The sequence below is a fragment of the Pikeienuella sp. genome, assembly GCF_046290545.1.
In the GTDB taxonomy this organism is placed as follows: domain Bacteria; phylum Pseudomonadota; class Alphaproteobacteria; order Rhodobacterales; family Rhodobacteraceae; genus Pikeienuella.
The window spans coordinates 118100-139670 of sequence record NZ_JBKAGV010000011.1 but is presented as its reverse complement, the minus strand read 5'-3'; the positions used below and the strand labels follow the sequence as shown (position 1 = coordinate 139670).

At 70.0% G+C, this 21571-nt stretch carries 26 protein-coding genes and 1 riboswitch; of the genes, 15 read left to right on the top strand and 11 right to left on the bottom strand.

Features of this window, described 5'->3' with window-relative positions; genetic code table 11:
* Positions 1–179: 179 nt before the first annotated feature.
* The 3 genes from ACE37J_RS10090 to ACE37J_RS10080 form a co-directional block, all read right to left on the bottom strand.
* Positions 180–839 carry a CPBP family intramembrane glutamic endopeptidase gene (locus ACE37J_RS10090; protein ID WP_409710905.1) on the bottom strand — a complete coding sequence of 220 codons (660 nt, stop codon included), beginning with the start codon at positions 837–839 and terminating at the stop codon, positions 180–182.
* Between the two features lie 52 nt (positions 840–891).
* A complete protein-coding gene (locus ACE37J_RS10085; RefSeq protein WP_409710903.1) occupies positions 892–1524 on the bottom strand; it encodes an OmpA family protein in 633 nt (210 codons plus the stop codon).
* Positions 1525–1613: 89 nt separating this feature from the next.
* Positions 1614–2264 (bottom strand): type II CAAX prenyl endopeptidase Rce1 family protein, encoded by a 651-nt coding sequence (locus tag ACE37J_RS10080; RefSeq protein WP_409710901.1) that lies wholly within the window; start codon positions 2262–2264, stop codon positions 1614–1616.
* Between the two features lie 226 nt (positions 2265–2490).
* On the opposite strand from ACE37J_RS10080, the gene rnd reads away from it, so the two are divergent.
* The 5 genes from rnd (at position 2491) to ACE37J_RS10055 (ending at position 6767) form a co-directional block, all read left to right on the top strand.
* Positions 2491–3687: a ribonuclease D gene (rnd, locus tag ACE37J_RS10075; RefSeq protein WP_409710899.1), complete on the top strand. Its 1197-nt coding sequence runs from the start codon at positions 2491–2493 to the stop codon at positions 3685–3687.
* Between the two features lie 39 nt (positions 3688–3726).
* Positions 3727–3821, top strand: a riboswitch (TPP riboswitch).
* A gap of 48 nt (positions 3822–3869) precedes the next feature.
* Positions 3870–4658, top strand: coding sequence for a hydroxyethylthiazole kinase (gene thiM / locus ACE37J_RS10070; protein WP_409710897.1), 789 nt, complete (start codon positions 3870–3872; stop codon positions 4656–4658).
* Positions 4655–5278, top strand: coding sequence for a thiamine phosphate synthase (gene thiE / locus ACE37J_RS10065; protein ID WP_409710895.1), 624 nt, complete (start codon positions 4655–4657; stop codon positions 5276–5278). Before thiM ends, thiE begins: the two co-directional genes overlap by 4 nt.
* Positions 5275–6081, top strand: a complete 807-nt coding sequence (gene thiD, locus ACE37J_RS10060) for a bifunctional hydroxymethylpyrimidine kinase/phosphomethylpyrimidine kinase (RefSeq protein ID WP_409710893.1) — start codon at positions 5275–5277, stop codon at positions 6079–6081. The genes thiE and thiD overlap by 4 nt, the downstream gene beginning before the upstream one ends.
* The gene (locus tag ACE37J_RS10055; RefSeq protein WP_409710891.1) at positions 6078–6767 is read left to right on the top strand and encodes a TenA family protein; all 690 of its coding nucleotides are present in this window, start codon (positions 6078–6080) and stop codon (positions 6765–6767) included. Before thiD ends, ACE37J_RS10055 begins: the two co-directional genes overlap by 4 nt.
* On the opposite strand, the gene ACE37J_RS10050 is transcribed toward ACE37J_RS10055, so the two are convergent.
* Positions 6764–7207, bottom strand: coding sequence for a hypothetical protein (locus ACE37J_RS10050; protein ID WP_409710889.1), 444 nt, complete (start codon positions 7205–7207; stop codon positions 6764–6766). The two genes, ACE37J_RS10055 and ACE37J_RS10050, sit on opposite strands and share 4 nt — an antisense overlap.
* Before the next feature lie 118 nt (positions 7208–7325).
* Here ACE37J_RS10050 and ACE37J_RS10045 point away from each other — a divergent pair, with 118 nt between their 5' ends.
* On the top strand, positions 7326–7748 hold the full coding sequence (locus tag ACE37J_RS10045) for a SufE family protein (protein ID WP_409710887.1): 423 nt from the start codon (positions 7326–7328) through the stop codon (positions 7746–7748).
* Between the two features lie 2 nt (positions 7749–7750).
* On the opposite strand, the gene ACE37J_RS10040 is transcribed toward ACE37J_RS10045, so the two are convergent.
* Positions 7751–8338: a DUF6778 family protein gene (locus ACE37J_RS10040; protein ID WP_409710885.1), complete on the bottom strand. Its 588-nt coding sequence runs from the start codon at positions 8336–8338 to the stop codon at positions 7751–7753.
* 251 nt (positions 8339–8589) lie between these two features.
* Here ACE37J_RS10040 and gdhA point away from each other — a divergent pair, with 251 nt between their 5' ends.
* The 4 genes from gdhA to ACE37J_RS10020 all read left to right on the top strand — a co-directional run bounded on the left by gdhA (position 8590) and on the right by ACE37J_RS10020 (position 12503).
* The gene (gene gdhA / locus ACE37J_RS10035) at positions 8590–9930 is read left to right on the top strand and encodes an NADP-specific glutamate dehydrogenase (RefSeq protein WP_409710883.1); all 1341 of its coding nucleotides are present in this window, start codon (positions 8590–8592) and stop codon (positions 9928–9930) included.
* A gap of 88 nt (positions 9931–10018) precedes the next feature.
* A complete protein-coding gene (gene bmt / locus ACE37J_RS10030; protein WP_409710881.1) occupies positions 10019–11029 on the top strand; it encodes a betaine--homocysteine S-methyltransferase in 1011 nt (336 codons plus the stop codon).
* A 113-nt stretch (positions 11030–11142) separates the two neighbouring features.
* Positions 11143–11847: a corrinoid protein gene (locus ACE37J_RS10025; RefSeq protein ID WP_409710879.1), complete on the top strand. Its 705-nt coding sequence runs from the start codon at positions 11143–11145 to the stop codon at positions 11845–11847.
* Positions 11844–12503, top strand: coding sequence for a DUF1638 domain-containing protein (locus ACE37J_RS10020; protein WP_409710877.1), 660 nt, complete (start codon positions 11844–11846; stop codon positions 12501–12503). The genes ACE37J_RS10025 and ACE37J_RS10020 overlap by 4 nt, the downstream gene beginning before the upstream one ends.
* Before the next feature lie 4 nt (positions 12504–12507).
* Here the strand turns inward: ACE37J_RS10020 and ACE37J_RS10015 are convergent, their stop codons facing one another.
* Positions 12508–13158, bottom strand: coding sequence for a PAS domain-containing protein (locus ACE37J_RS10015; protein ID WP_409710875.1), 651 nt, complete (start codon positions 13156–13158; stop codon positions 12508–12510).
* A 248-nt stretch (positions 13159–13406) separates the two neighbouring features.
* Between ACE37J_RS10015 and ACE37J_RS10010 the strand changes: the two genes are divergently transcribed.
* Genes ACE37J_RS10010 through ACE37J_RS10000 form a run of 3 tightly spaced genes read left to right on the top strand, consistent with a single transcriptional unit; the run spans position 13407 to position 15459 of the window.
* On the top strand, positions 13407–14282 hold the full coding sequence (locus ACE37J_RS10010) for a YicC/YloC family endoribonuclease (protein WP_409710873.1): 876 nt from the start codon (positions 13407–13409) through the stop codon (positions 14280–14282).
* Positions 14283–14284: 2 nt separating this feature from the next.
* A complete protein-coding gene (gene gmk, locus ACE37J_RS10005) occupies positions 14285–14932 on the top strand; it encodes a guanylate kinase (protein WP_409710969.1) in 648 nt (215 codons plus the stop codon).
* Positions 14929–15459, top strand: coding sequence for a gamma carbonic anhydrase family protein (locus ACE37J_RS10000; protein ID WP_409710871.1), 531 nt, complete (start codon positions 14929–14931; stop codon positions 15457–15459). Before gmk ends, ACE37J_RS10000 begins: the two co-directional genes overlap by 4 nt.
* Here the strand turns inward: ACE37J_RS10000 and ACE37J_RS09995 are convergent.
* From ACE37J_RS09995 to ACE37J_RS09975, 5 genes are read right to left on the bottom strand one after another with little or no spacing between them, the layout of a single operon-like run.
* Complete coding sequence (locus ACE37J_RS09995) at positions 15456–15992, bottom strand: RSP_2648 family PIN domain-containing protein (protein WP_409710869.1); 537 nt, start codon at positions 15990–15992, stop codon at positions 15456–15458. The two genes, ACE37J_RS10000 and ACE37J_RS09995, sit on opposite strands and share 4 nt — an antisense overlap.
* Positions 15989–17188, bottom strand: a complete 1200-nt coding sequence (locus ACE37J_RS09990) for an RSP_2647 family RNA methyltransferase (RefSeq protein ID WP_409710867.1) — start codon at positions 17186–17188, stop codon at positions 15989–15991. The genes ACE37J_RS09995 and ACE37J_RS09990 overlap by 4 nt, the downstream gene beginning before the upstream one ends.
* Before the next feature lie 51 nt (positions 17189–17239).
* On the bottom strand, positions 17240–17983 hold the full coding sequence (locus tag ACE37J_RS09985) for an acetoacetate decarboxylase (protein ID WP_409710865.1): 744 nt from the start codon (positions 17981–17983) through the stop codon (positions 17240–17242).
* Positions 17984–17996: 13 nt separating this feature from the next.
* Positions 17997–19049: a patatin-like phospholipase family protein gene (locus tag ACE37J_RS09980; protein ID WP_409710863.1), complete on the bottom strand. Its 1053-nt coding sequence runs from the start codon at positions 19047–19049 to the stop codon at positions 17997–17999.
* Positions 19046–19828 (bottom strand): 3-hydroxybutyrate dehydrogenase, encoded by a 783-nt coding sequence (locus ACE37J_RS09975; RefSeq protein WP_409710861.1) that lies wholly within the window; start codon positions 19826–19828, stop codon positions 19046–19048. Before ACE37J_RS09975 ends, ACE37J_RS09980 begins: the two co-directional genes overlap by 4 nt.
* 209 nt (positions 19829–20037) lie before the next feature.
* Here ACE37J_RS09975 and ACE37J_RS09970 point away from each other — a divergent pair, with 209 nt between their 5' ends.
* Both ACE37J_RS09970 and ACE37J_RS09965 read left to right on the top strand, forming a co-directional pair.
* Positions 20038–20700: an ImuA family protein gene (locus ACE37J_RS09970; RefSeq protein ID WP_409710859.1), complete on the top strand. Its 663-nt coding sequence runs from the start codon at positions 20038–20040 to the stop codon at positions 20698–20700.
* Between the two features lie 215 nt (positions 20701–20915).
* A complete protein-coding gene (locus ACE37J_RS09965) occupies positions 20916–21515 on the top strand; it encodes a hypothetical protein (RefSeq protein ID WP_409710857.1) in 600 nt (199 codons plus the stop codon).
* The last annotated feature ends 56 nt before the right edge of the window (positions 21516–21571 follow it).

Below are 21571 nucleotides of genomic sequence, written 5' to 3'. Positions count from 1 at the left end.
GAGACGTAAGCCGAAGGGCGAGGGGCGCCAAGCCGCCGCGTCGGTCAAAGATCCGATCGTGACCGCCGCGGCGGGCGCGGGCGGATCAGCCGCGTGTCTGATCCGCCGGGCGCTCCTGATGACGATCCGCAACCTGATGGCAGGCGGCGCGGCGATGGGGACCCGAATGCGCCCCCGCCCTACCCCGCCGCGCCGTGGTAGAAATAGATGCCGAGCCCGAAGGTGAAGAGGATCTGCCCCGCCAGCGAATGGATGACCCAGGCGAGGCCGAGCGAGCCGTTCCGGAGATAGGCCCACCCCATGACGGCCCCGCCGATCCCCGTCATCACGATGGTCACCCAATGGCCGAAGAAGAGATGGCCGAGCGCGAAGGCCGCGCCGTTCGCCGCGATGGCGGCCCATTTCGAGGGAAAGAGCGCGCCATAGCGCTCGAAGAAGAGCGAGCGGTAGATCAGCTCCTGCGGCAGGGCGGAGAGAAGCGGATAAAGCGCCATGATCGCGAGCCAGAGCCCTGTGTTCCAGGTCGGCAGCGAGAGGAAGCGCTGCGGCGCCGCCTGCATGATCACGGCGTAGCTGACCGCCGCGGTGGCGGCGGAGAAGAGCAGGATCAGCCGCCATTCGCCGAGAACGGGCCCCTGCAGGAGCTTCCGCCAGCGCCAGGCGGGCGAAAAATGGAGGAGCAGGCAGGCCAGCCCGGCTAGACCGAGCAGGACGGGAAAGAGCGGGTAGAGCCCGAAGGTCGCCGCCATCAGGAGCGGCAGACCGACGAACAAGGCGATGAACTCCGCCCAGAGACGGGCCCTTGATGGGGCGGCGGCGAAGGCTGTCGCGTCGGTCATGGAGCCGAGAATGGCGCGGCGCGACGCCCGGTCAAGCGCCGCGCCCGGCCCGTCACCCTTCGGTGAGCGGCGTGATGACGATCTCGACCCGCCGGTTCAGCGCGCGGCCCGATTCCGTCTCGTTCGAGGCGACGGGCTGATCCTCCCCGCGCCCGAAGGCGGCGATGCGCGCCGGCAGAACGCCGCGGCGGGACATGAAGTCCGCCACCGTGTCGGCGCGGCGCTGGCTCAGGTCCTGATTGTAGGCGGCGGAGCCCACGCTGTCGGTATGGCCGACCACGTCGATCAGGCTGCTCTCATATTGCGCCAGCGTGCGGGAGACGCGGGTGAGCGGCTCGACGAATTGCGGCTGGATCTCGGCCCGGTCGAAGGCGAAGGTGACGCCTGCCGGCAGGTTCACGCGGATTTCCTCCCCGGTGTTGGTGACGGTCGCGCCCGTGCCTTCGAGGTTGCGCTCGAGCTCGCGCTGCTGCGCGTCGAGCTGGGCGCCCACGGCGGCGCCGGCGACAGTGCCGATGCCCGCGCCGATCAGGGCGCCGCGCCGGTCCCCGATCAGCCCGCCGACGACGGCGCCGCCGACCGCGCCGAGGATCGCCCCGGCGCCGGTTCGCTGGCCCACCGTCCCGTCAGGCTGGCACGCGGCCAGGAGCCCCACAGCGGCCAGAGCGGCCACGCATCTCGTCATCATTTCTATTCCTCCAATGCAGGCCTGCGCCCCTTCGGACGCGGGTCGCCGACATCATACGCGAAAGCGGCGAAATTCCGGCGCTCCGATCAGAACTCCGCGAGCCCCGGCGCTATAAGGAAGAAGGCGAGCGCCGTCGCCCAGTTGAGCGCGACGGAGAGCGCGAACTGGCCGGTGCGGAGATAGGCCCAGCTGAGCGCCGCGCCGGTCGCCGCGCCGAAAGCGGCGAAACCGCAGCCACAGCCCATTGCGGCCCAGAGCGCCGCCCCGGCCGCCGCCGAGAAAAGGATGGCGCCGCGCTCCGAGGCGAAGAGCCTGCCGTAGCGACGGAAGAAGAGCGCCCGGCAGAAGAGTTCCAGCGGCAGGGCGACGAGGACCGGGTAGAGGAGAAGCCGCAGCGCCATCTCGGGTTCGGGGCTGAAGAGGGACCCGGGCGCTAAGACGAGGCCGAGCGCCAGCGCGGCTGCGGCGAAGCTGGCGGTCAGCCCCGCGAAGAGCGGCCATTCGGACAGCGCGTCGCGCGGCAGGAGGTCGGCCCAGAGGAAATTGCGGGACATCGAGAGGAGGATGACCGAAGTCCACAGAATCGCGGAGAGCAGGAACGGGGCCGCCGCCGCGCCCGCGAGGAAGAAGACGAGACCTGGCATCAGGAGGAACACCGCCACGCCCTCCGCGAGGAGCGTGTGCGCCCCCCTGGCCCTGCGCCCGCCACGGGACAGCAGCGCCGAAGCATCCGCCACAGGCGACGCGGAAAGGGCGCTCTCAGCCTTATGACCAGTCCCGTACTGCGCCATTCTTCCACCCAAGCCAACGAAGCTGCGCCACACAGGACGCACGCTGCGCAGCCGCCATAGGCCCGCTTATGACCACCACATGTTGAGGAAGTCCTTCGGCCCCACGCCACCCCCCCCACACACCGCATATACAATCCATGATCCTCAGGATACAGGTAAAAATGACTGAACCGTGACCAAAAGGCGGACAATGGCGGGCGACTATCGGATGATCGTTGAACAGGGCGAGCTCGACTCGCTCTGCGGGGAGATGGCCGGGACCGACTATGTGACGATCGACACGGAGTTCATGCGCGAGCGGACCTACTGGCCGCAGCTTTGCCTCGTGCAGATCGCGCGGCCACTCGACGCGGACGGGGCCGAGAACGCCGCGCTGATCGACCCGCTCGCAGGGCTCGACCTCGCTCCGCTCTTCGACCTGATGCGGAACCCGGGAGTGCTCAAGGTCTTTCACGCCGCGCGGCAGGACATCGAGATCTTCGTCAACCTCATGGGCGAGGTGCCGGCCCCGATCTTCGACACGCAGATCGCGGCGATGGTCTGCGGCTATGGCGACCAGGCGGGCTACGAGACGCTGGTGCGGAGCCTTGCCGGCGCCTCGCTCGACAAGTCCTCCCGCTTCACCGACTGGGCGCGCCGGCCGCTTTCGGAAAAGCAGCTGGTCTATGCCGCGGGGGACGTGACGCACCTGCGGGTGATCTATGAGAAGCTTTCCGCGCAACTTGCGGATACCGGGCGAACCGCCTGGGTCTCGACGGAGATGGAGGCGCTCAGGGCGCGGGAGACCTATGTCACCGAGCCGGAGGCCGCCTGGGAGCGAATCAAGACCCGCTCTACCGACGCGCGCTTTCTCGGCGTCGTTCGCGCGCTCGCCGAATGGCGGGAGCGGCTGGCGCAGGAGCGGGACCAGCCGCGGGGGCGCATCCTGAAGGACGAGGCGATCCTCGAAATTGCGGCGAGCCGCCCGACGACGCGGGACAAGCTGCTCGAATCCCGCGCGCTCCAGCGGGAAGGGCGGCGGCCCGAGATCCTCGACCAGATCCTCGAAGCCGTCGCCGCCGGGCAGGCGCAGCCGCTTCGCCTCCCCCCCGCGCCGGACCGGCCGAAGCAGAAACCGGGCGGGCAGGCGCTGGCGGAGCTCCTGCGCGTCCTTCTGAAGGCGAAGGCGGACGATCTCGGCGTCGCGCAGCGTCTCATCGCCTCCTCCGCCGAGCTGGACGAACTCGCCCATGCGGAGGAGCCGGAGGTGAAGGCGCTCGAAGGCTGGCGGCGCGAGGCATTCGGGGAGGACGCGCTGCGGCTGAAGCGGGGGGAGATCGCGCTCTCCGCCGGGCCGCGCGGGGTGAAGATCGTCTCGCTCGACCGTTGATCGCACGGGTTGCGCCGCCGGGCGCGGCGTGTCACGAAGACATCGCGACAGGGGCGTCCGGGCGACCGGGCTGAGAAGCACCCTTTGAACCTGAACCGGATCATGCCGGCGGAGGAAGTCGCGGCGACCGCCGGCTCTCCTCGCCCGCGCATCCGCCGCCCCCCTCCGCCAAAGGAGGGACGATGGAGATCGGAAAGAGGCTGGAGGCGATGCGGCGCGCGGGCCCGCTCGTCCACAACATCACGAATTATGTGGCGATGCAGCGAATGGCGGACATCCTGCTCGCCGCCGGGGCCGCGCCGGCGATGATCCATGCACGCGAGGAGGCGGCGGAGTTCGCCCGCATCGCCTCCGCGCTCACCGTCAACATAGGCACGCTTTCGCCCGAATGGACGGCGGCGATGGCGGAGGCTGCGGGCGCGGCGCGGGGCGCCGGCCGCCCATGGGTTCTCGACCCTGTGGCGGCGGGCGCGACCGCCTATCGCCGCGAGGTCTCCGCCCGCCTTGTCGCGCTCAAGCCGGACGCAGTGAAGGGCAACGCCTCCGAGATACTCGCCCTCGCCGGCGCGGGCGGGGCCGGGCGCGGCGTTGAGGCGGGTGACGATGTTGCGGCGGCGGAGGACGCGGCGCGGGCGCTGGCGCGCCTGACGGGCGGGATCGTCGCCGTGACCGGCCCGGTGGATTTCGTGACGGACGGGGCGCGCGCCTTCCGGATCGCGAACGGCGATGCGGTGATGACCCGCGTCACGGCGATCGGCTGCGCCTTGACCGGGGTGGTCGCCGCCTTCCTCGCGGGCGAAGGCGACCGGCTCGAAGCCGCGGCCGCCGCGCTCGCCTATTATGGCGTCGCAGGGGAGCGAGCGGCGGCGGCGGCGGCGGGGCCGGGCGATTTCGCGCAGCGCTTCCCTGACGCGCTTTTCGCGCTGGACGGCGCCGCGCTCGACCGCTTGGCGAAGGTGGAGCCGGCATGAGGCCCGCGCCGGACTACACCCTGATGTATGTCACTGACCCGGACGCGCCCGGCGGCCTGATCGAGACGGCGCTCGCCGCCGCGAGGGGCGGGGCCGGGATCGTCCAGCTTCGCGACAAGCGGAGCGGGGACATGGCGCTGGCGGAGGCGGCGCGCGCGCTCGTCGCCGCGCTTGCGCCCCTCGGCGCGCCGCTGATCGTCAATGACCGGATCGGCGTCGCCGCCGCCTCGGGCGCCGCGGGCGTGCATCTCGGCCAGGGAGACGAATGCCCGGCGAAGGCGCGGGCGCTGCTCGGCCCTTCGGCGCTGATCGGCCTCTCGGTCGAGACGCCGGCCCATGCGGCGGACGCCGATCCGGCGGCGGACTATCTCGGCGCCGGCCCCCTCCGCGCGACGGCGACGAAGCGGGATGCGGCCGCGCCGCTCGGCCTCGAAGGCGTCGCGGAGACGATCCGCCTCGCGCGGCGGCCCGTCGTCGTCATCGGCGGGGTCGTCGCGGCGGATGCGCCGGGGTTGAAGGCGGCGGGGGCCGCGGGCCTCGCCGTCGTCTCCGCCATCGCCGCTTCGCCAGAGCCGGAAACGGCGGCGCGGGGGCTCATCGAGGCATGGAGGCGCGCATGATCCCCAACATCCTCTCCATCGCCGGCTCCGACCCTTCGGGCGGCGCCGGGATACAGGCCGACATCAAGGCGATCTCCGCCTCGGGCGGCTATGCGATGGCGGCGCTGACCGCCCTGACGGCGCAGAACACGCAAGGCGTGACCGGCGTTCACCTCATCCCGCCCGGCTTCGTCGCGGAGCAGATCGACGCGGTGTTCGCGGATGTGGAGGTGCACGCCGTAAAGATCGGGATGATCGCGACGGCGGAAATCGCCGAGGCGGTCGCGGAGGCGCTGGCGCGCTGGCGGCCCGCGCATGTCGTGCTCGACCCGGTGATGGTGGCGAAGGGCGGCGCGCGGCTGCTCGACCCGGAGGCGGCGGAGACGCTGCGCCGCCGCCTCCTTCCGTTCGCGGACATCGTCACGCCGAACCTGCCCGAGGCTGCGGCGCTGACCGGCATGCCGGAGGCCCGGAGCGCGGAAGAGATGCCGGCGGTCGCGGCGGCGCTCCGTGCGCGCGGCGCGCGAGGCGTCCTCCTGAAAGGCGGCCATCTCGAGGGCGCCGCCTCGCCCGATCTCCTGCTGACCGCTGCGGGCGAGACCTGGCTGCCGGGCGCGCGCGTCGAGACTCGGAACACGCATGGCACGGGATGCAGCCTTTCAGCCGCCCTCGCCGCCGAGCTCGCGAAGGGCGCGCCGCCGGAAGAGGCGGCGCGGCGGGCGAAGGTCTTCGTCGCGGCCGCCATCGCGGCGGCGGGAAGGCTCTCCGTCGGCTCCGGGGTGGGGCCGATCCACCATTTTCACCAGATGGAGACAGACCGATGAGCGATTTCGGCTCCCCCCTTTTCGCCCGGCTCCGCGAGGAGGCGCGCGCCGACTGGGACGCCTATGTGGACCATGAGTTCGTCCGCGCGCTCGGGCGCGGCGACCTGCCGGAGGCGGCCTTCCTCCGCTATCTGCGGCAGGATTATCTCTTCCTCGTCCAGTTTGCGCGCGCCTGGTCCCTCCTCGCCTTCAAGGCGGGGGATGCGGAGACGATGCGGGAGGCGGCGCGCGTCTCCCTCGCCCTGGTCGAGACGGAGCTGGAGCTCCATGTCGCGCTCTGCGCCGAGGAGGGGATAGACCGCGCGGCGCTCGCCGGGGGGCGGGAGGCGCCGTGGACGGTGGCCTATACCCGTTACGTGATCGATGCGGGGCTGGCGGGGGACGAGCTCGACCTCATCGTCGCGCTCACGCCCTGCGTGCTCGGCTATGCGGAGATCGGGCGAAAGCTCGCCGCCGGGCCGCGGCCGGCGGACCGGCGCTTCGCGGCCTGGATCGACGCCTATGCCGGGCCGGACTACGGCGAGGCCGCGGCGCGGGACGCACGGCTGCTCGAACGGGCGGCGGCGCGGCGGATCGGGCCGGCGACGGAGGATTCGGCGCGCTGGCCGGCGCTCGCAGCGCTCTTCGCGGAGGCATGCCGGCTGGAGGCCGCTTTCTGGGAAGGCGCGCTCGGCGCGGAGCGCTAGAACCGCCCCTCGATTGAGTCGCGGGAGGACCAGACGCGAACGCCCCGCGCGCCGCGCAGCATCGCGACCGGCATCGTCACGTCCGCCCGCATCCGCCTTGCGGATTCGGGCGCGCCGGCGAGCGCCGCCGCATCCGCCGGCGGGCGCACGAGGAAATCGTATTCGTAGAAGCCGTCCGCCGCCGGGCGCCCTTCATAGCGGATGCGCAGCTCAGGCTGATAATGCCCGGCGCCGGGCGCGAGGCCGAAGGCGGTCAGCACGTAGCCGTCATAGAGACGGCCGAGCTCCAGCGTCTCGATCCGGTCAACCGCCACCTTGGCGGGAAGCGCGGCAAGCCGCTCCGCCTCCGCCTTCTCGGGGTCGAAGATCGGCCCCATGTCGCAGGCCGAAAGCGCGAGGGCGGCGAAGAGCGCCGCGACGATGAGCCTGATCCGCGTCATGGTTCCTCCCTGCCCCGCATCACGAAGCCGGAATAGCCGGAAAGGCTCCGCCGCGCAAAGGCCGCTTCTGGACGCGCCGGCCCGCGCCGCCTATGTGCCCCCGGAGGGAGGACTGCGGATGAGCGCCGAGACTTTCGACGACGTGGCGGAGACCTTCGCCTTTCTTGACGATTGGGAGGATCGCTATCGCTATGTCATCGACCTCGGGCGGGAGATGCCGGCGATGGACGACACGCTGAAATCCTCGCTCACAAAGGTGGACGGGTGCGCCAGCCAGGTCTGGATCGCGCCGTCGCTGGAGGGCGAGGGCCAGGCGCGGCGGCTTCATTTCGTGGGAGACAGCGACGCGATGATCGTGCGCGGCCTGATCGCCGTCCTTCGCCTCATGCTGAGCGGCAGGACGCCGGGCGAGATCGTCGCGACGGATGTCGAGGGCCGGCTGGCGGAGCTCGGGCTCGACCAGCATCTTTCCTCGCAACGGTCGAACGGGCTCCGGGCGATGGTGGCGCGGGTGAGGGAGCTGGCGCGCGCCGCCGCCTGATCTCAGCCGCCCAGCCAGCGACGAATGACGGCGCGGATGCGTGCGTGGATCTGCGGCTTTTGCCCCCGCCCCTCCTCTTCGGCGATGAGCGCGTCAGGACCGCTCTGCGCCCGCATGTCGGCGCTTACGTCGGACTCGAAAGCCAGCATCTCTCCCGTCGCCGCGTCGCGGACGCCGAGGTCGAAGCGCATCTCGTGGACGCCGAGATTGATGTCCGTGGCCAGCGCCTTCGGCGTCATCGCGTGGAACTGGATCACGGAAATCGTGAGATCGACCGGTCGCGCGCCGGTCATCGCCGGGGCGGCCCCTTCGCGCGCCGCATCGGCAAGAAGGGCGGCGACCTGGGCCTTCCGGTCGCCCGGCGGATCGCCCCACCAGACCAGCGTGTCCGGCGACGGATAGCGGATGTCCGGATCCTCGGAGACCGGCATCGCCTCGGGGATCGAGACGCGCACCTCGTTGAGCGACCAGCCGTCGACGCCGGGCCCTGCGCCCTTCAACTCCGTCGTGGGATCAAGCGGCGGGACGGCGCATCCGGCCAGCGCAAAAGCGGCGACGCAGAGCCCCGCCAACCGAAATGTCAGAGCCATCCGCCCCTCCCGATCCCGCCTCGCGGCCTCCACAAGGCCCGCATATCGTTAAGTTTTCATAATCATCACGAAACTTGTCCGCTTCAAGCCCCCGAAACGGCGGGAGGATGGCGGCTATCGTGCAGGAACGCACAGGCCGGAGCCCGCCCGAGGCAGGAACCCGCTTGACCCGCGCGTGCGGCGGGGCGCACGGTTTCCCCGCTATGACAAGGGCGGGCCGAGAACGGTCGCCGAAAAGCAGGGGAAACGCTATGGCTGTCAATCTGAGCGACTTCATGGATTGGGTCGTCGCCCGCAATCCGGGCGAGACCGAATTCCATCAGGCGGTGCACGAGGTCGCCGAAACGGTGATCCCGTTCATCAACGCCAACCCGGTCTACGAGAAGATAAAGGTGCTGGAGCGCATGGCGGAGCCGGACCGCATCGTCTCCTTCCGCGTCTCCTGGGCGGACGACAACGGGGAGGTGCAGGTCAACCGGGGCTACCGCGTCCAGTTCAACAACTCGATCGGGCCCTACAAGGGCGGCATCCGCTTCCACCCCTCGGTGAACCAGGGCGTGCTGAAATTCCTCGGCTTCGAGCAGACCTTCAAGAACTCGCTCACGGGCCTGCCGATGGGCGGCGGCAAGGGTGGCGCGGACTTCGACCCGAAGGGCAAGAGCCAGCATGAGATCATGCGCTTCTGCCAGAGCTTCATGACCGAGCTCTATCGCCATGTTGGCGCGAACATCGACGTGCCGGCCGGCGACATCGGCGTGGGCGGCAAGGAAATCGGCTACATGTTCGGCCAGTTCAAGCGCATCACGAACAGTTTCGAGGGGGTGCTGACCGGCAAGGGCCTCGAATATGGCGGCTCGCTGATGCGGCCTGAGGCGACGGGCTATGGGGCGGTCTATTTCCTCGAGAACATGCTCCACCATATCGGGCAGGAGATCGAGGGGAAGACGGCGGTCATCTCCGGCTCCGGCAACGTGGCGACCCATGCGGCGGAGAAGATTCTCCATCGCGGCGGCAAGCCGGTGACGCTCTCTGATTCCGGGGGCTTCATCTTCGACCCGGACGGGTTCACCCAGGAGAAGATCGACTGGGTCAAGGAGCACAAGAAGCAGCGCGGCGCCCGCATCTCCGCCTATGTCGCCGAATTTGGCGGCGAGTATCACGAGGGCAAGACCCCCTGGGGCGTGCCCTGCGACGCGGCCCTGCCCTGCGCCACGCAGAACGAACTTCTGGGGGACGACGCGAAGACGCTCCTGAAGAACGGCTGCAAGGCGGTCTCGGAAGGCGCGAACATGCCTTGCGACATGAAGGCCATCGCCGCCTTCCACGAGGCGCGCATCCTCTACGCCCCGGGCAAGGCATCCAACGCCGGCGGCGTCGGCATGTCCGGCCTCGAGATGAGCCAGAACTCCGCGCGGCTGCATCGGACGGAGGAGGACCTGCGGCTCGCGCTCCGGAAGATCATGGACGACATCCACGACGCCTGCGTCCGCCACGGCTCCGAGCCGGACGGCCATGTGGACTATGTGAAGGGCGCCAACGTCGCCGGCTTCAAGAAGGTCGCCGACGCGATGCTGGCCTTCGGCGTGGTCTGACGGCGTATCGGGGGCCGCACTGAGCGGCCCCCTTTGCATCCCGCGCCGATGCGCCTATTGTCTCGCACCGCAACAAAGCGAGACGACCATGACCGACGCCCTCTCGAAACTCCTCGAAATCCGCCCCTGGCTCATGGCCGACGGCGCGACGGGGACGAATCTTTTCGCGATGGGGCTGGAGGCCGGGGAGCCTCCCGAGCTCTGGAACGTCGACCATCCGGAGCGGATCAGCGCGCTTTATCGCAGCTTCATCGAGGCGGGATCGGACCTGATCCTGACCAATTCCTTCGGCGGCACGCGCGCGCGGCTGAAGCTCCACAACCATCAGGACCGGGCCTATGAGCTCAACCGCCGCGCGGCTGAGCTGGCGCGGGCGGAGGCGGATCGGGCGGGAAGGCCGGTCATCATCGCGGGCTCCATGGGGCCGACAGGCGAGCTTCTGGAGCCGGTCGGGCCGCTGACGCATGAGGCGGCCGTGGAGATGTTCGAGGAGCAGGCGCGCGGCCTCCTCGACGGCGGGGCGGACGTGCTCTGGGCCGAGACGATCTCTTCGGAAGAGGAGATGCGCGCGGCGGCGGAGGCGGCGGCGCGGCTCGGCGCGCCCTTCTGCGGCACGATGAGCTTCGATACGGCGGGGCGCACCATGATGGGCGTCACCCCGCCGGGCTATGCCGGGATCGCCCCGATGCTCCCGAAGGCCCCGATCGCCTTCGGCGCCAATTGCGGCACCGGCGCCTCGGACCTCGTGCGGACGCTGCTCGGCCTCTCCGCCGCAGCGCCGGACGCGGTGCTGATCGCGAAGGCGAACGCCGGCATCCCCTCCTACCAGGACGGCAAGATCGTCTATTCCGGCACGCCGGAGCTGATGGCGGACTACGCGCTTCTCGCCCGCGATTCGGGCGCGCGGATCATCGGCGGCTGCTGCGGCTCGAAGCCGGAGCACATCGCCGCCATGCGCCGCGCGCTGGAGACGACGCCGCCGGGCGGGCGGCGGCCCAGCCTTGAAGAGGTCGAGGCGAAGCTCGGCGCCTTCACATCCGCCGACGACGGTTCGGCAGGCGCGCCGCCGAAGCGCGAGGGCCGGAGGCGGCGCGGCTGAGCCATCTGTCGTTTTGTCGCATCGCGAAGTCGCCATTCGCTGCGCGAAGCGCATCATATCCGTAGATTGAGGCTGGATATCGGGCGCGCCGCCCGGAGCCGAAGGGGCGAGACATGGCCGCAGACGACGATGAAGAGATCATCCTCTCCGAACTCGACGACGACGAGCTCGTGCAGCAGATGCATGACGATCTCTATGACGGTCTGAAGGAGGAGATCGAGGAATCGGTCCACATCCTCCTCGAACGCGGCTGGACGCCCTATGACATCCTCACCAAGGCGCTGGTGGAGGGGATGCGGATCGTCGGCATCGACTTCCGCGACGGGATTCTCTTCGTGCCCGAGGTGCTGCTCGCCGCCAACGCGATGAAGGGCGGCATGGCGATCCTGAAGCCGCTGCTGATCGAGACGGGCGCGCCCAGGCTTGGCCGCATGGTGATCGGCACGGTGAAGGGCGACATCCACGACATCGGCAAGAATCTCGTCGCCATGATGATGGAAGGCGCCGGGTTCGAGGTCACCGATCTCGGAATCAACAACGCCGTCGAGAAATATCTCGAGGCGCTTGAGCGGGAGAAGCCGGACATTCTCGGCATGTCCGCCCTCCTCACCACGACCATGCCCTACATGAAGGTCGTGATCGACACACTGGTGGAGAAGGGGATGCGGGAGGACTTCATCATCCTCGTCGGCGGCGCGCCGCTCAACGAGGAATTCGGCAAGGCCATCGGCGCCGACGCCTATTGCCGGGACGCCGCGGTCGCGGTGGAGACGGCGAAGAGCCTCGTCGCGCGAAAGCATAATCGGGCCCTGGCTTGACGGCGCCGGTCAGCGACAGGGCGCTGACCGAAACCGGGCTCGATCTTTCGGAGCCGGCCGGCGAGGGCCGGCTCCTCGTCATAGCGTGCGGCGCGCTCGCTCATGAGGTTCTGGCGCTCAAGCGGCTCAACGGCTGGGCGCATCTCGATCTCGTCTGCCTGCCCGCGAAGCTGCATCTCTTTCCCGAGAAGATCCCCGGCGCGGTGCGCGAGGCGGTCGCGAAGGGGAGGGCGGGCGGGCATCGGCGCATCTATGTCCTCTACGCCGATTGCGGCACCGGCGGGATGCTGGACCGGATGTGCGAGGAGGAGGGCGTCGAGCGGATCGCCGGCCCCCATTGCTACAGCTTTTTCGACGGGAACCAGGCCTTCGCCGCACGGGGCGACGAGGAGATGCGCGCCTTCTACCTCACCGATTTCCTCGTCCGCCAGTTCGACGCCTTCGTCTGGCGGCCGATGGGGCTGGACCGGCATCCGCAGCTGCGGGACATGCTCTTCGGCAATTACGAGGCGCTGATCTATCTGGCGCAGACCGACGACCCCGCGCTCGACGCGAAGGCGGAGGAGGCGGCGCGGCGGCTCGGGCTCGAATACCGGCGCCGCTTCACCGGCTATGGCGACCTTGCCGGCGCCCTCGCCGGCGCAATGGGCGACTGAGGCTTCAGCCCTTCACCACCCGCAGATGGTCGCGCCGCCGCACGCCGCGGCGGGGAGCGGGGCTGGAGGCGCCGCCGGCGACTCGGAGTTCAGGCTTCTTGCCGGCGAAGCCGGCCGGCGCCTCGGCGAAGCCCGGCAGGGCCGCCGCCGGCCCCTCCATCGCGGCGAGGCCGCGGATCGAGCCATCGGAAAGACGGCAACGCCGCGCTACGGGCGCCACCTCGCGCGCGCCGTCGAGCGTGTGGATCGCGCCGAGCAGTCGGTCCATCCGGCCGAAATCGCTGCGAAGCGGGGCGAGGACAATCTCGATGCCGACCGCCTCGCCGCCGGCGGCTACGGCTTCGCCGGAAAGGACGCCGACGACGCCGGAGGCGAGCACTTCCTGCGCAAGGTCGGCGAACCGGGCCCGGCTCTCACCCTCCATGACGGACAGCGCGCTCATGCCCCGAAGCTCCATGCCGAAGAGATCGTGGAGCGCGGAGCCGCCGAGACGGAAGCGCAGCTCGCCGCCCGTGAGCGCCTCGAGCATGAAGACATGGGCCGAGAGGGTCCGCCCCAGGCCCTGCGCCGTGACCTCCGCCTTGTATGGCGCAGAGCGGCCGGCGCGGAGCGCGGACCAGAAATGATAGAGCGCTTCCGACCCCGGATGTTTCATTTCGACCCTCGGTTTCCCGCGATGCCGCTTCGTTTCGGAACACAGGCCCTCAGAGTGATTGCCGCCGCCGCTGATGTCCATGTTCTTTTTCCTCTTCCGTCTCGCCAGGGCCCCGGTTTTCGGGGATTTTGCGAACAATGCCTCGCAAATGCCGTGCCATCCGAAAGGGGGCGCCGCGCCGCCCTTGGCGTGGGCGCGCCTCCGCCATAACCTGCGCCCGGAATCGGGAGGGTGGCTCTATGCGGTCGATGACGGGATTCGCCGCAGAGGCGTTCGAGGCCGGGGGGCGGCGCTGGCGCTTCGAGGCCCGCAGCGTCAACGGGCGAGGGCTGGAGCTGCGCTTGCGCCTCGCCGAGGGGACCGAATCGCTGGAGCCGGAATTTCGCGCCGCGGCGGCGAAGCGCCTCGCCCGCGGCTCCGTCTCCGTCGCGCTCAGGCCGGACGAGGCGGGCGAGACGGGCGCGCCCGCGCTCAACCTCGCCGCGCTCGACACCGCCATCGCGGCGGCGAAAGTCGTTGAGGCGCGCGCTGCGGCAGCCGGGCTGGACCTTCAGCCGGCGAGCCTCGGGGAGATCCTCTCCCTTCGCGGCGTCATGGAGGCGGGCGCCGCGGCGCCGGACGAGACGGCCGCCCCCGCCTTCCGCGCCGCTTTAGACCGGCTCCTCTCCGCGCTCGACGCGGCGCGGGCGGAGGAAGGCGGGCGCCTGGCAGCGACACTCGCGGGGCAGATCGACCGCATCGCCGCCCTGACCGACGCGGCGGAGGCGGCCTTCGCCGAGCAGGAGGCGGGCGCGCCGGCACGGCTTGCCGAACGGGTGTCGAGGCTGCAGGAGGCGGGAGCGGAGCCCGCGCCGGAGCGTCTGGCGCAGGAACTCGCCCTCCTTGCCGTGAAGGCCGACGTGCGGGAGGAGCTGGACCGGCTCCGCGGCCATGTCGATGCCGCCCGCGCGCTCCTCTCCGCGAAGGGGCCGGTCGGGCGGAAGCTCGATTTCCTGACGCAGGAATTCAACCGCGAAGCGAACACGCTCTGTTCGAAGGCCGGGAGCGCGGCTCTCACCGCCATCGGGCTCGACCTCAAGGTGGTGATCGACCAGCTCCGCGAGCAGGCGCAGAACGTCGAATGAGCATGGATCTCCAGCGCCGCGGGCTCCTCTTCATCCTTTCCTCGCCCTCTGGGGCGGGGAAGAGCACGATCTCCCGCCGGCTCCTCGCGGCGGAGCCCGACCTCGGGTTTTCCATTTCGGCCACGACGCGACCGCCGCGGCCGGGGGAGAGGGACGGGGCGGATTATCATTTCGTCAGCGCGGAGCGCTTCGCGGAGATGGTGGCGGCGGGCGACCTCCTCGAACACGCCACCGTCTTCGGCAACCGCTACGGCACGCCGCGCGCGCCCGTCGAGGCGGCGATTTCCGCCGGGCGCGACGTGATCTTCGACGTGGACTGGCAGGGCGCGCAGCAGATCGCGAACTCGCCGCTGCGCGACGCCGCCGTCTCCGTCTTCATCCTGCCGCCCTCCATCGCCGCGCTCGAGGCCCGCCTCCGCGCCCGCGGGCAGGACAGCGCGGAAGTGATCGCGGGGCGCATGGAGAAATCCCTGAGCGAGATCAGCCACTGGGATGCCTATGATTACGTCCTCGTGAACGAGGATATCGACGATTGCGCGGCGGAGGTCTTCGCGATCCTGAAAGCGGAGCGGCTGCGCCGGATGCGGCGGCCGGGCCTCACCGGCCTCGTGCGGCGCCTCGGCGAGGAATTCGAAGGGAGGCAGGCATGACGGGTCTATATGCGCTCGATGGCGTCGCGCCACAGACGCCGGAGGACGGAGATTTCTGGATCGCGCCGGGCGCGGCCGTGGTCGGGAATGTCCGGCTCGGCGCCGGAGCATCGATCTGGTTCAACGCGGTGCTGCGTGGGGACAACGAGCTGATCGACATCGGCCCCGGATCGAACGTGCAGGAAAGCTCAGTGCTGCACACCGACCCTGGCTTCCCGCTCACCGTGGGGGCGGGCTGTACGATCGGGCACAAGGCGATCCTCCACGGCTGCACGGTCGGCGAGGGGGCGCTGATAGGCATGGGGGCGACGGTGCTGAACGGCGCACGGATCGGGAGGCGCTGCCTCGTCGGCGCCAATGCGCTGGTGACGGAAGGCAAGGAATTTCCTGACGGCTGGCTTATCATGGGTTCGCCCGCGAAGCCGGTGCGGGAGCTGGACGAGGACGCGATGGCGCGGCTTCGCCTGTCCGCTCTGCATTATCAGGAGCGGATGCGCCGGTTTCGCGCCGGCTTAAGGCCGCTCTAGGAGCCGATCTCCCACGCCCTGCCAAAGCGCGGCAGGCCCGCCCGCTTCAGGAAGGCGCGCATCCCCCGCTCTCCCGCCGCGCGCTCCATCTCCGCCAGCGCGGCGCGGAGGCGCATCGGGTCCCGCTTCAACGCCCCGGCGAGGAACGCGTCCGGATGGAGCGCGACGAGGCCGAGAGGGCGAAGCGCGCGGGGCGGAAAGTCCTTGAGATTGAAGGTGAGGATCGCCTCGGCGCCCCCGGCCAGCGCGGCGGCGACGACATGGGCGTCCGCCGGGTCCGGCCCCCCAAATCCGGCTTCGAAGTCCCCCGCAGCGTCGATCTCGCCATCGGGAAAGGCTGCGCGCATCCGCGCCGCGTCCCCCCGCGCCAGCATCTCCGCCGCCTCGCCCTGCTTTGCGCCCGCCGCCCGCGCCCATTCCTCCGCCGCCCGTGCGGACCAGACGGGCGTGAAGCCCCCGGCCTTGGCATAGGCAATGAGCATCTCCCGAAGCGCGACCGGATAGAGCGCGCAGGCGTCGAGACAGAGGATCATGCGAGCCGGAAGACCAGCGCTTTCAGATAGGACGTTTCCGGCAGGGCGAAATGCGCCGGATGGTCCGGCCCCGCCCGGCCCTCGTGAACGAGCGACGCCGTGCGGCCTGAGGCCCTGATCCCGGCGACGCAGGCGGAGCGGAAAAGGTCCGGCGTCGCCGCATGGGAGCAGGAGCAGAGGCAGAGATAGCCGCCCGGCCGGGTGAGCGACGCGGCGAGCTTCGCCGCCGTCTCGTAAGCCCGCAATCCCTTCTCCAGCGCCGCCTTGGCGGGGGCGAAGGCCGGCGGGTCGGAGATGACGACGTCATAGCTCCGCCCTTCATCCCTCAGCGCGCGCATCACGTCGAAGGCTTGGCCGCGCCGCGTCGCGAAGCGGTCCGCCGCCCCGCCCGCCGCGGCGCCCTGCTCGGCGAGCGCAAGGGCGGGCGCAGAACTGTCCACCGCCAGCGCCGTCGCCGCCCCGCGCGCAAGGCAGGCGAGCGCGAAGCCGCCGACATGGGAGAAGACGTCGAGCACCTCCGCCCCGGCGGAAAGCGCGGCGACGAAGGCGTGGTTCGGCCGCTGGTCGTAGAAGAGCCCGGTCTTCTGCCCGCCGAGCAGGTCCGCGAGGTAGAAGGCGCCGTTCATCGGCACGGGCCGGGGCCCCGCCACGTCGCCCCGCTCGACGAAGACCTCCGCCTCCAGCCCTTCGAGCGCGCGCGCGCGCCCCGCGCCGTTGACCACGATGGTGGTGACGCCGGCGACCGCGGCCAGCGCGTCGCAGATCTCGCCGCGCATGGCCTCCGCCCAGGCCGCGTTCGGCTGGACGGCGGCGGCGGCGCCGAAGCGGTCGATCACGAGGCCGGGCAATCCGTCCCCTTCGGCGTGGACAAGCCGGTAATAGGGATCGGGGTAGAGCCGCTCGCGATGCGCGAGCGCGGCGGCGAGGCGGCGGCGCAGCCAGTCCGGGCCGATCTCCGCCTCGGGGTCGGCGTCGAGCACCCGCGCCATGATCGTCGAGCCCGGATTGACGGTGACGGTGGCGAGAGGCGCGCGCTCCGCGCTTTCCAGCGTGGCGATCGTTCCGGGCGCCAGCGCCTTCGTGCGCCGGTCCGTCACGATCTCGTCGTCGTAGAGCCAGGGCGCCCCTTCGAAGAAGCGGCGCCCCCGGTTGGGGCGGAGGCGGATGACGGGGCGGGCGGCGTCGCTTTCGGGCATGGCGCCGTCTATCCCGGAGCCCTGCGAAAGGAAAGCCGCCCGCCCCTCCGCCTACTTCAGATAGTCCACCGCCACTTCGCCATAGGGCAGCGTCAGGTCGGCGATGATGTGCCGGCCCGTCACGATCTTCCGCACCGGAAGGTCCGCAACCGGCGCGTTCACATGCGGCACGAGATGGAGCCGCGCGGGGGAGGACCAGGAGCCCTTCACCGTGATCTCCGTGAGATTGTACTTCACCAGCTGCGCGATGGCCGGCTTTCCGTCCACGCCCGGGATGAGCTTCAGGTTGTACTGAGTCTTGGCGAGCGCGGCGGCGGAGCGTTCCGGGTTCCGCACATGGCTTTCGAACTTGTAGCCCATCGTGCCAACCGCGACCTCAACGCCCGCGTAGGAGAGGCGCCCTGTCAGCGTATCCTCCACCACCTCCATCTTCGGATGGGCGTATTTCTTCGGGAAGCCCCAGATCTCGCGGCCCGCGGCGATGGGCGGATCGTCGTCCAGATACATCTGGGCGACGAAATTGCAGGCCTCGCCGTTGAACTTGCAGGGGATGACGACGCCGGATTCCGTATAGTCGCCGAAGCCGGAGGAATCCGGCATCTTGATCCATTCGTAGAAAACCTGGTTCGACGGGTCCGGCTCCAGCGGCTCCGGCACCGCGGCGCGGATCGCGTCCGGGTCGCTCTCGTAGATGATGATCATGTATTCCCGGTTCACGAACCGGTAGGGCCCGCGCGGATAGCTCGGGCCCGCCGCGGGCATGGAGGGGAGGGCGAGAATTTCGGCCTTGTTCATGGGCGCCTGCCGGTCAGAGGAATTTCGTATCGATATCGGTGGAGGAGCGGACGCCCACATCATCGAGATGCGCGGCGATGAAGGCCTCGCCCTCTCGCCGGCCCGCCTCGAAGAGATGGGTCAGGAAAGCCTTGTCCGCATTCAGCTTGGAGGAGACGCCGAAGCCCTTCAGGCTCTCCTGCCCGTCCACGGTGTGGATGAAGACCCGCTTCAGCTTGCCGTCATCATCGAAGCCCTTGTCGATCAGCTTGGAGACGAAGGAGATCACCCGCATCTCCCGCATCAGCGAGGAGTTGAAGGAGAGCGTGTTGATCCGGTCCATGATCTGCTGGCTCGTCTTCGGCAGCTCGTCGATGACGATGGGGTTGAGCTGGACGATGAGGATGTCCGGGCAGCCGCCCTCGTAGATCAGCGGGTAGAGCGGCGGGTTGCCCATATAGCCGCCGTCCCAGTAGTGCTCGCCGTCGATTTCCACCGCCTGGAACATGAAGGGGAGGCAGGCGGAGGCGAGCACCGCGTCGATCGAGAGGTCCTTCTCCGTGAAGACGCGGATTTTCCCCGTCATCACGTTGGAGGCGCAGATGAAGAGCTTCACCGCCTTTTCTTCATGCATCCAGTCGAAATCGATGCTCGCCGCCAGCACGTCGCGCAGCGGGTTCACGTTCATCGGGTTGAGCTGGTAGGGCGAGGCGAAGCGGCTCATCACGTCCATCATCATGAAGGCCGGCGAGTATTCGACATTGCCGACGCCCATCATCCGGTCGAGCCATGTGGGCTGCATCGGGCTCGACTTGGCGGCGTCCGAAATCCGGCCCCAGAAGGCCGAGAGCGCCTCCCGCGCGCCGGCCGGCCCGCCCTTGGCGAGGCCGTAGGCCGCGACGGAGGCGTTCATCGCGCCGGCGGAGGTGCCGACGATGGCCTTCACGTCGAAGACGTCCGCCTCGAAGATCCGGTCCAGCACGCCCCAGGCGAAGGCGCCGTGGCTGCCCCCGCCCTGCAAGGCCAGCGAGAGCGGCTTCTTGACCGGCTTCGCGGCGCGCTTCGGTTGCGCGGGCGCCGCGCTCAACGCGCCGTCCATCCGCCATCCACCGAAATCGTCGCCCCCGTGATGGAGGCCGCGCCGTCAGAGGCGAGGAAGACGGCGATGGAGCCGATCTCCTCCACCGTCGCGAACTTCTTGTTCGGCTGGTTGGAGAGGAGCACGTCGCGCACGACCTGATCCTCCGACATGCCATGCGCCTTCGCCTGCTCGGGGATCTGCTTGGCGACGAGCGGCGTCCAGACATAGCCGGGGCAGATCGTGTTGGCGGTGATCCCCATCTCCGCCGTCTCCAGCGCCGTCACTTTCGTCAGGCCCATGATGCCGTGCTTGGAGGCGACATAGGCGGACTTGTAGGCGGAGGCGACGAGCCCGTGCGCGGAGGCCATGTTGATGACGCGCCCCCAGCCCTTCGCCTTCATCGAGGGCAGCGCCGCCTTCGTCGTGAAGAAGGCGGAGGAGAGGTTGATCGCGATGATCTGGTCCCATTTCTCGTCCGGGAACTCGTCGATCGGGGCGACGTACTGCACGCCCGCGTTGTTCACGAGCACGTCGACGGCGCCCAGCGTGGACACCACCTGCTCAACCATGGACTTGCATTGAGCCCGGTCAGACATGTCGCCGGCGGCGAAGATCACCTCGCCCTCGCCCTTCGCCTTCAGCCCGGCGAGGATCTCCTCAACCTCGGGCGTGAGCTTCCGCGCATTGAGCGCGACGTTGTAGCCCGCCTCCACGAAGGCTGTGGCGACGCCGAGCCCGATCCCGCTCGACGATCCTGTGACGACGGTTGTTTTCCGCTCCGGCATGGCGACCCCCCGATTGCGCGCGTTGCAGTGCGGCACAGAACACCGGCTGCGGAGCGCTGTAAATCGGAATCTGGTTAACAAATGACCGAATGGAGGCGCCGGGGCGAGTTTGCGGCCTTCTTGATCATATTGCGACGCAATTATGACGCCCTTTTCGGCGCGGCGGCTTGTCGCTCGCGGGGGGAGCGGGGTTTTGATAAGAACATATAATGAACATATCACGCGGATTCGCCCCTGCCCTGCGCCCGCTCCTCCCGCTCGGGCCGGGGGCGCCCGGTCTTGCGCCGCACCTCGCCCTCGGGCGCGCGCATGAGGCGACGGGGCCGGCGGCCGCGATCTTCGCCGCGCTGACCGCGGGGCGGCTCTCGGGCCCCGTGCTCTGGATCCGCCCCGGCTGGCGGCGCGATTCGTTGCATCCGGAGGGACTGCTGCCGTTCTTCGACCCGTCGCGCCTCGTCCTCGCCGCGCCGGCGCGGGGGGCGGACATCCTCTGGGCGGCGGAGGAGGCGCTGCGCTCGGGCGCCGCGCCGCTGGTGGTCGCGGAGCCGGAGGCGCCGCCGGGCCTCACCCCGCTCCGCCGGCTGCAACTGGCGGCGGAGGCGGGCGGGAACCCGCTCTGCCTCCTCCTCCCGCCCGAGGCGGGGAGTTCCGGCGCGGTGGAGAGCCGCTGGCGCTGCGCGCCCCTGCCGGCGCGCGGCGGCCCGCCCCGCTGGCGCTTCGAACGGGCGCCGGGCAAGGCCGGCCCGCCGCTCGTCTGGGAGACGGGGCTGGGGGAGATCGCCTCCGGAGCGATCGGCCAGCCGCGCGCGCCCGCTCCGGTCACCGGCTCTCCGGAGAGGGGCAGCAGGGGCGGGTCGCCCGATGCGCGTTGATGCGCCGAACGCCGCCATGACCAAGCCTGAAGGCGAGGCCGCCAATCGCCCCCTCAAGAAGGACGAGCCGAAACGAGCGCAGGAAAGCCGCAAGCCGCTTGATCAACTTGATGACAGCCTCGACTCGCCGAACTTGAAGCGCATGTTCGCCGCTCCCATCTCCCGCCGACCAGGCCGCGCGCCCGTCGGGCGCACGCAACACGGGGTTCGATCGCATGACCGAAGAGACGCGCCTGCCTGCCCGCCGCCGTTTCCTGACCTTCGCCGCGGCGCTTCCCGCGGCGTTCGGACTTTCGGCGGGCGCGGCGGGCGCCGATGAGCCGCAAATCCCCACGGCGGCCGACATGGAGGGGCCGTTCTACATCCGCAATGTCCCGGTGGCGACCAACCTCAACCGGTTCGGCAAGCCGGGCGAGGCGATGCGGATCGCCGGAGAGGTGATGAACGCCGCCGCCCCCGACCAGCCCGTCCCGGGCGCCCGCGTCGAGATCTGGCAGACCGACGGAACCGGGCGCTACCACCCCGAGAAGAACGGAGACTATGGCGACTTCGCAGACGGCGACATCGACATGCGCGGAACGGTCATCGCCGACGCCGAGGGCCGCTTCAGCGTGATGTCCCTGTTCCCGAAGGAATACTGGCCGCGCCCGCCGCATATCCACTACTGGATCCGGGCGGAAGGGTTCCGGCCGCTGGTCACGCAGCACTATCTCGACACAAGGCCGCGCGACAGGCCCCACCGCACGGCGCAGGTGATCCGCAGCCAGAACCCGGCGCTGTTCCCCGCACCGACGATCTATCTGCAACCGCTCTGACCGTGAGGCTCGCCCGCCGGCCCCGTTGGGCCGCGTGGGGGCGACTGACCCGGCGG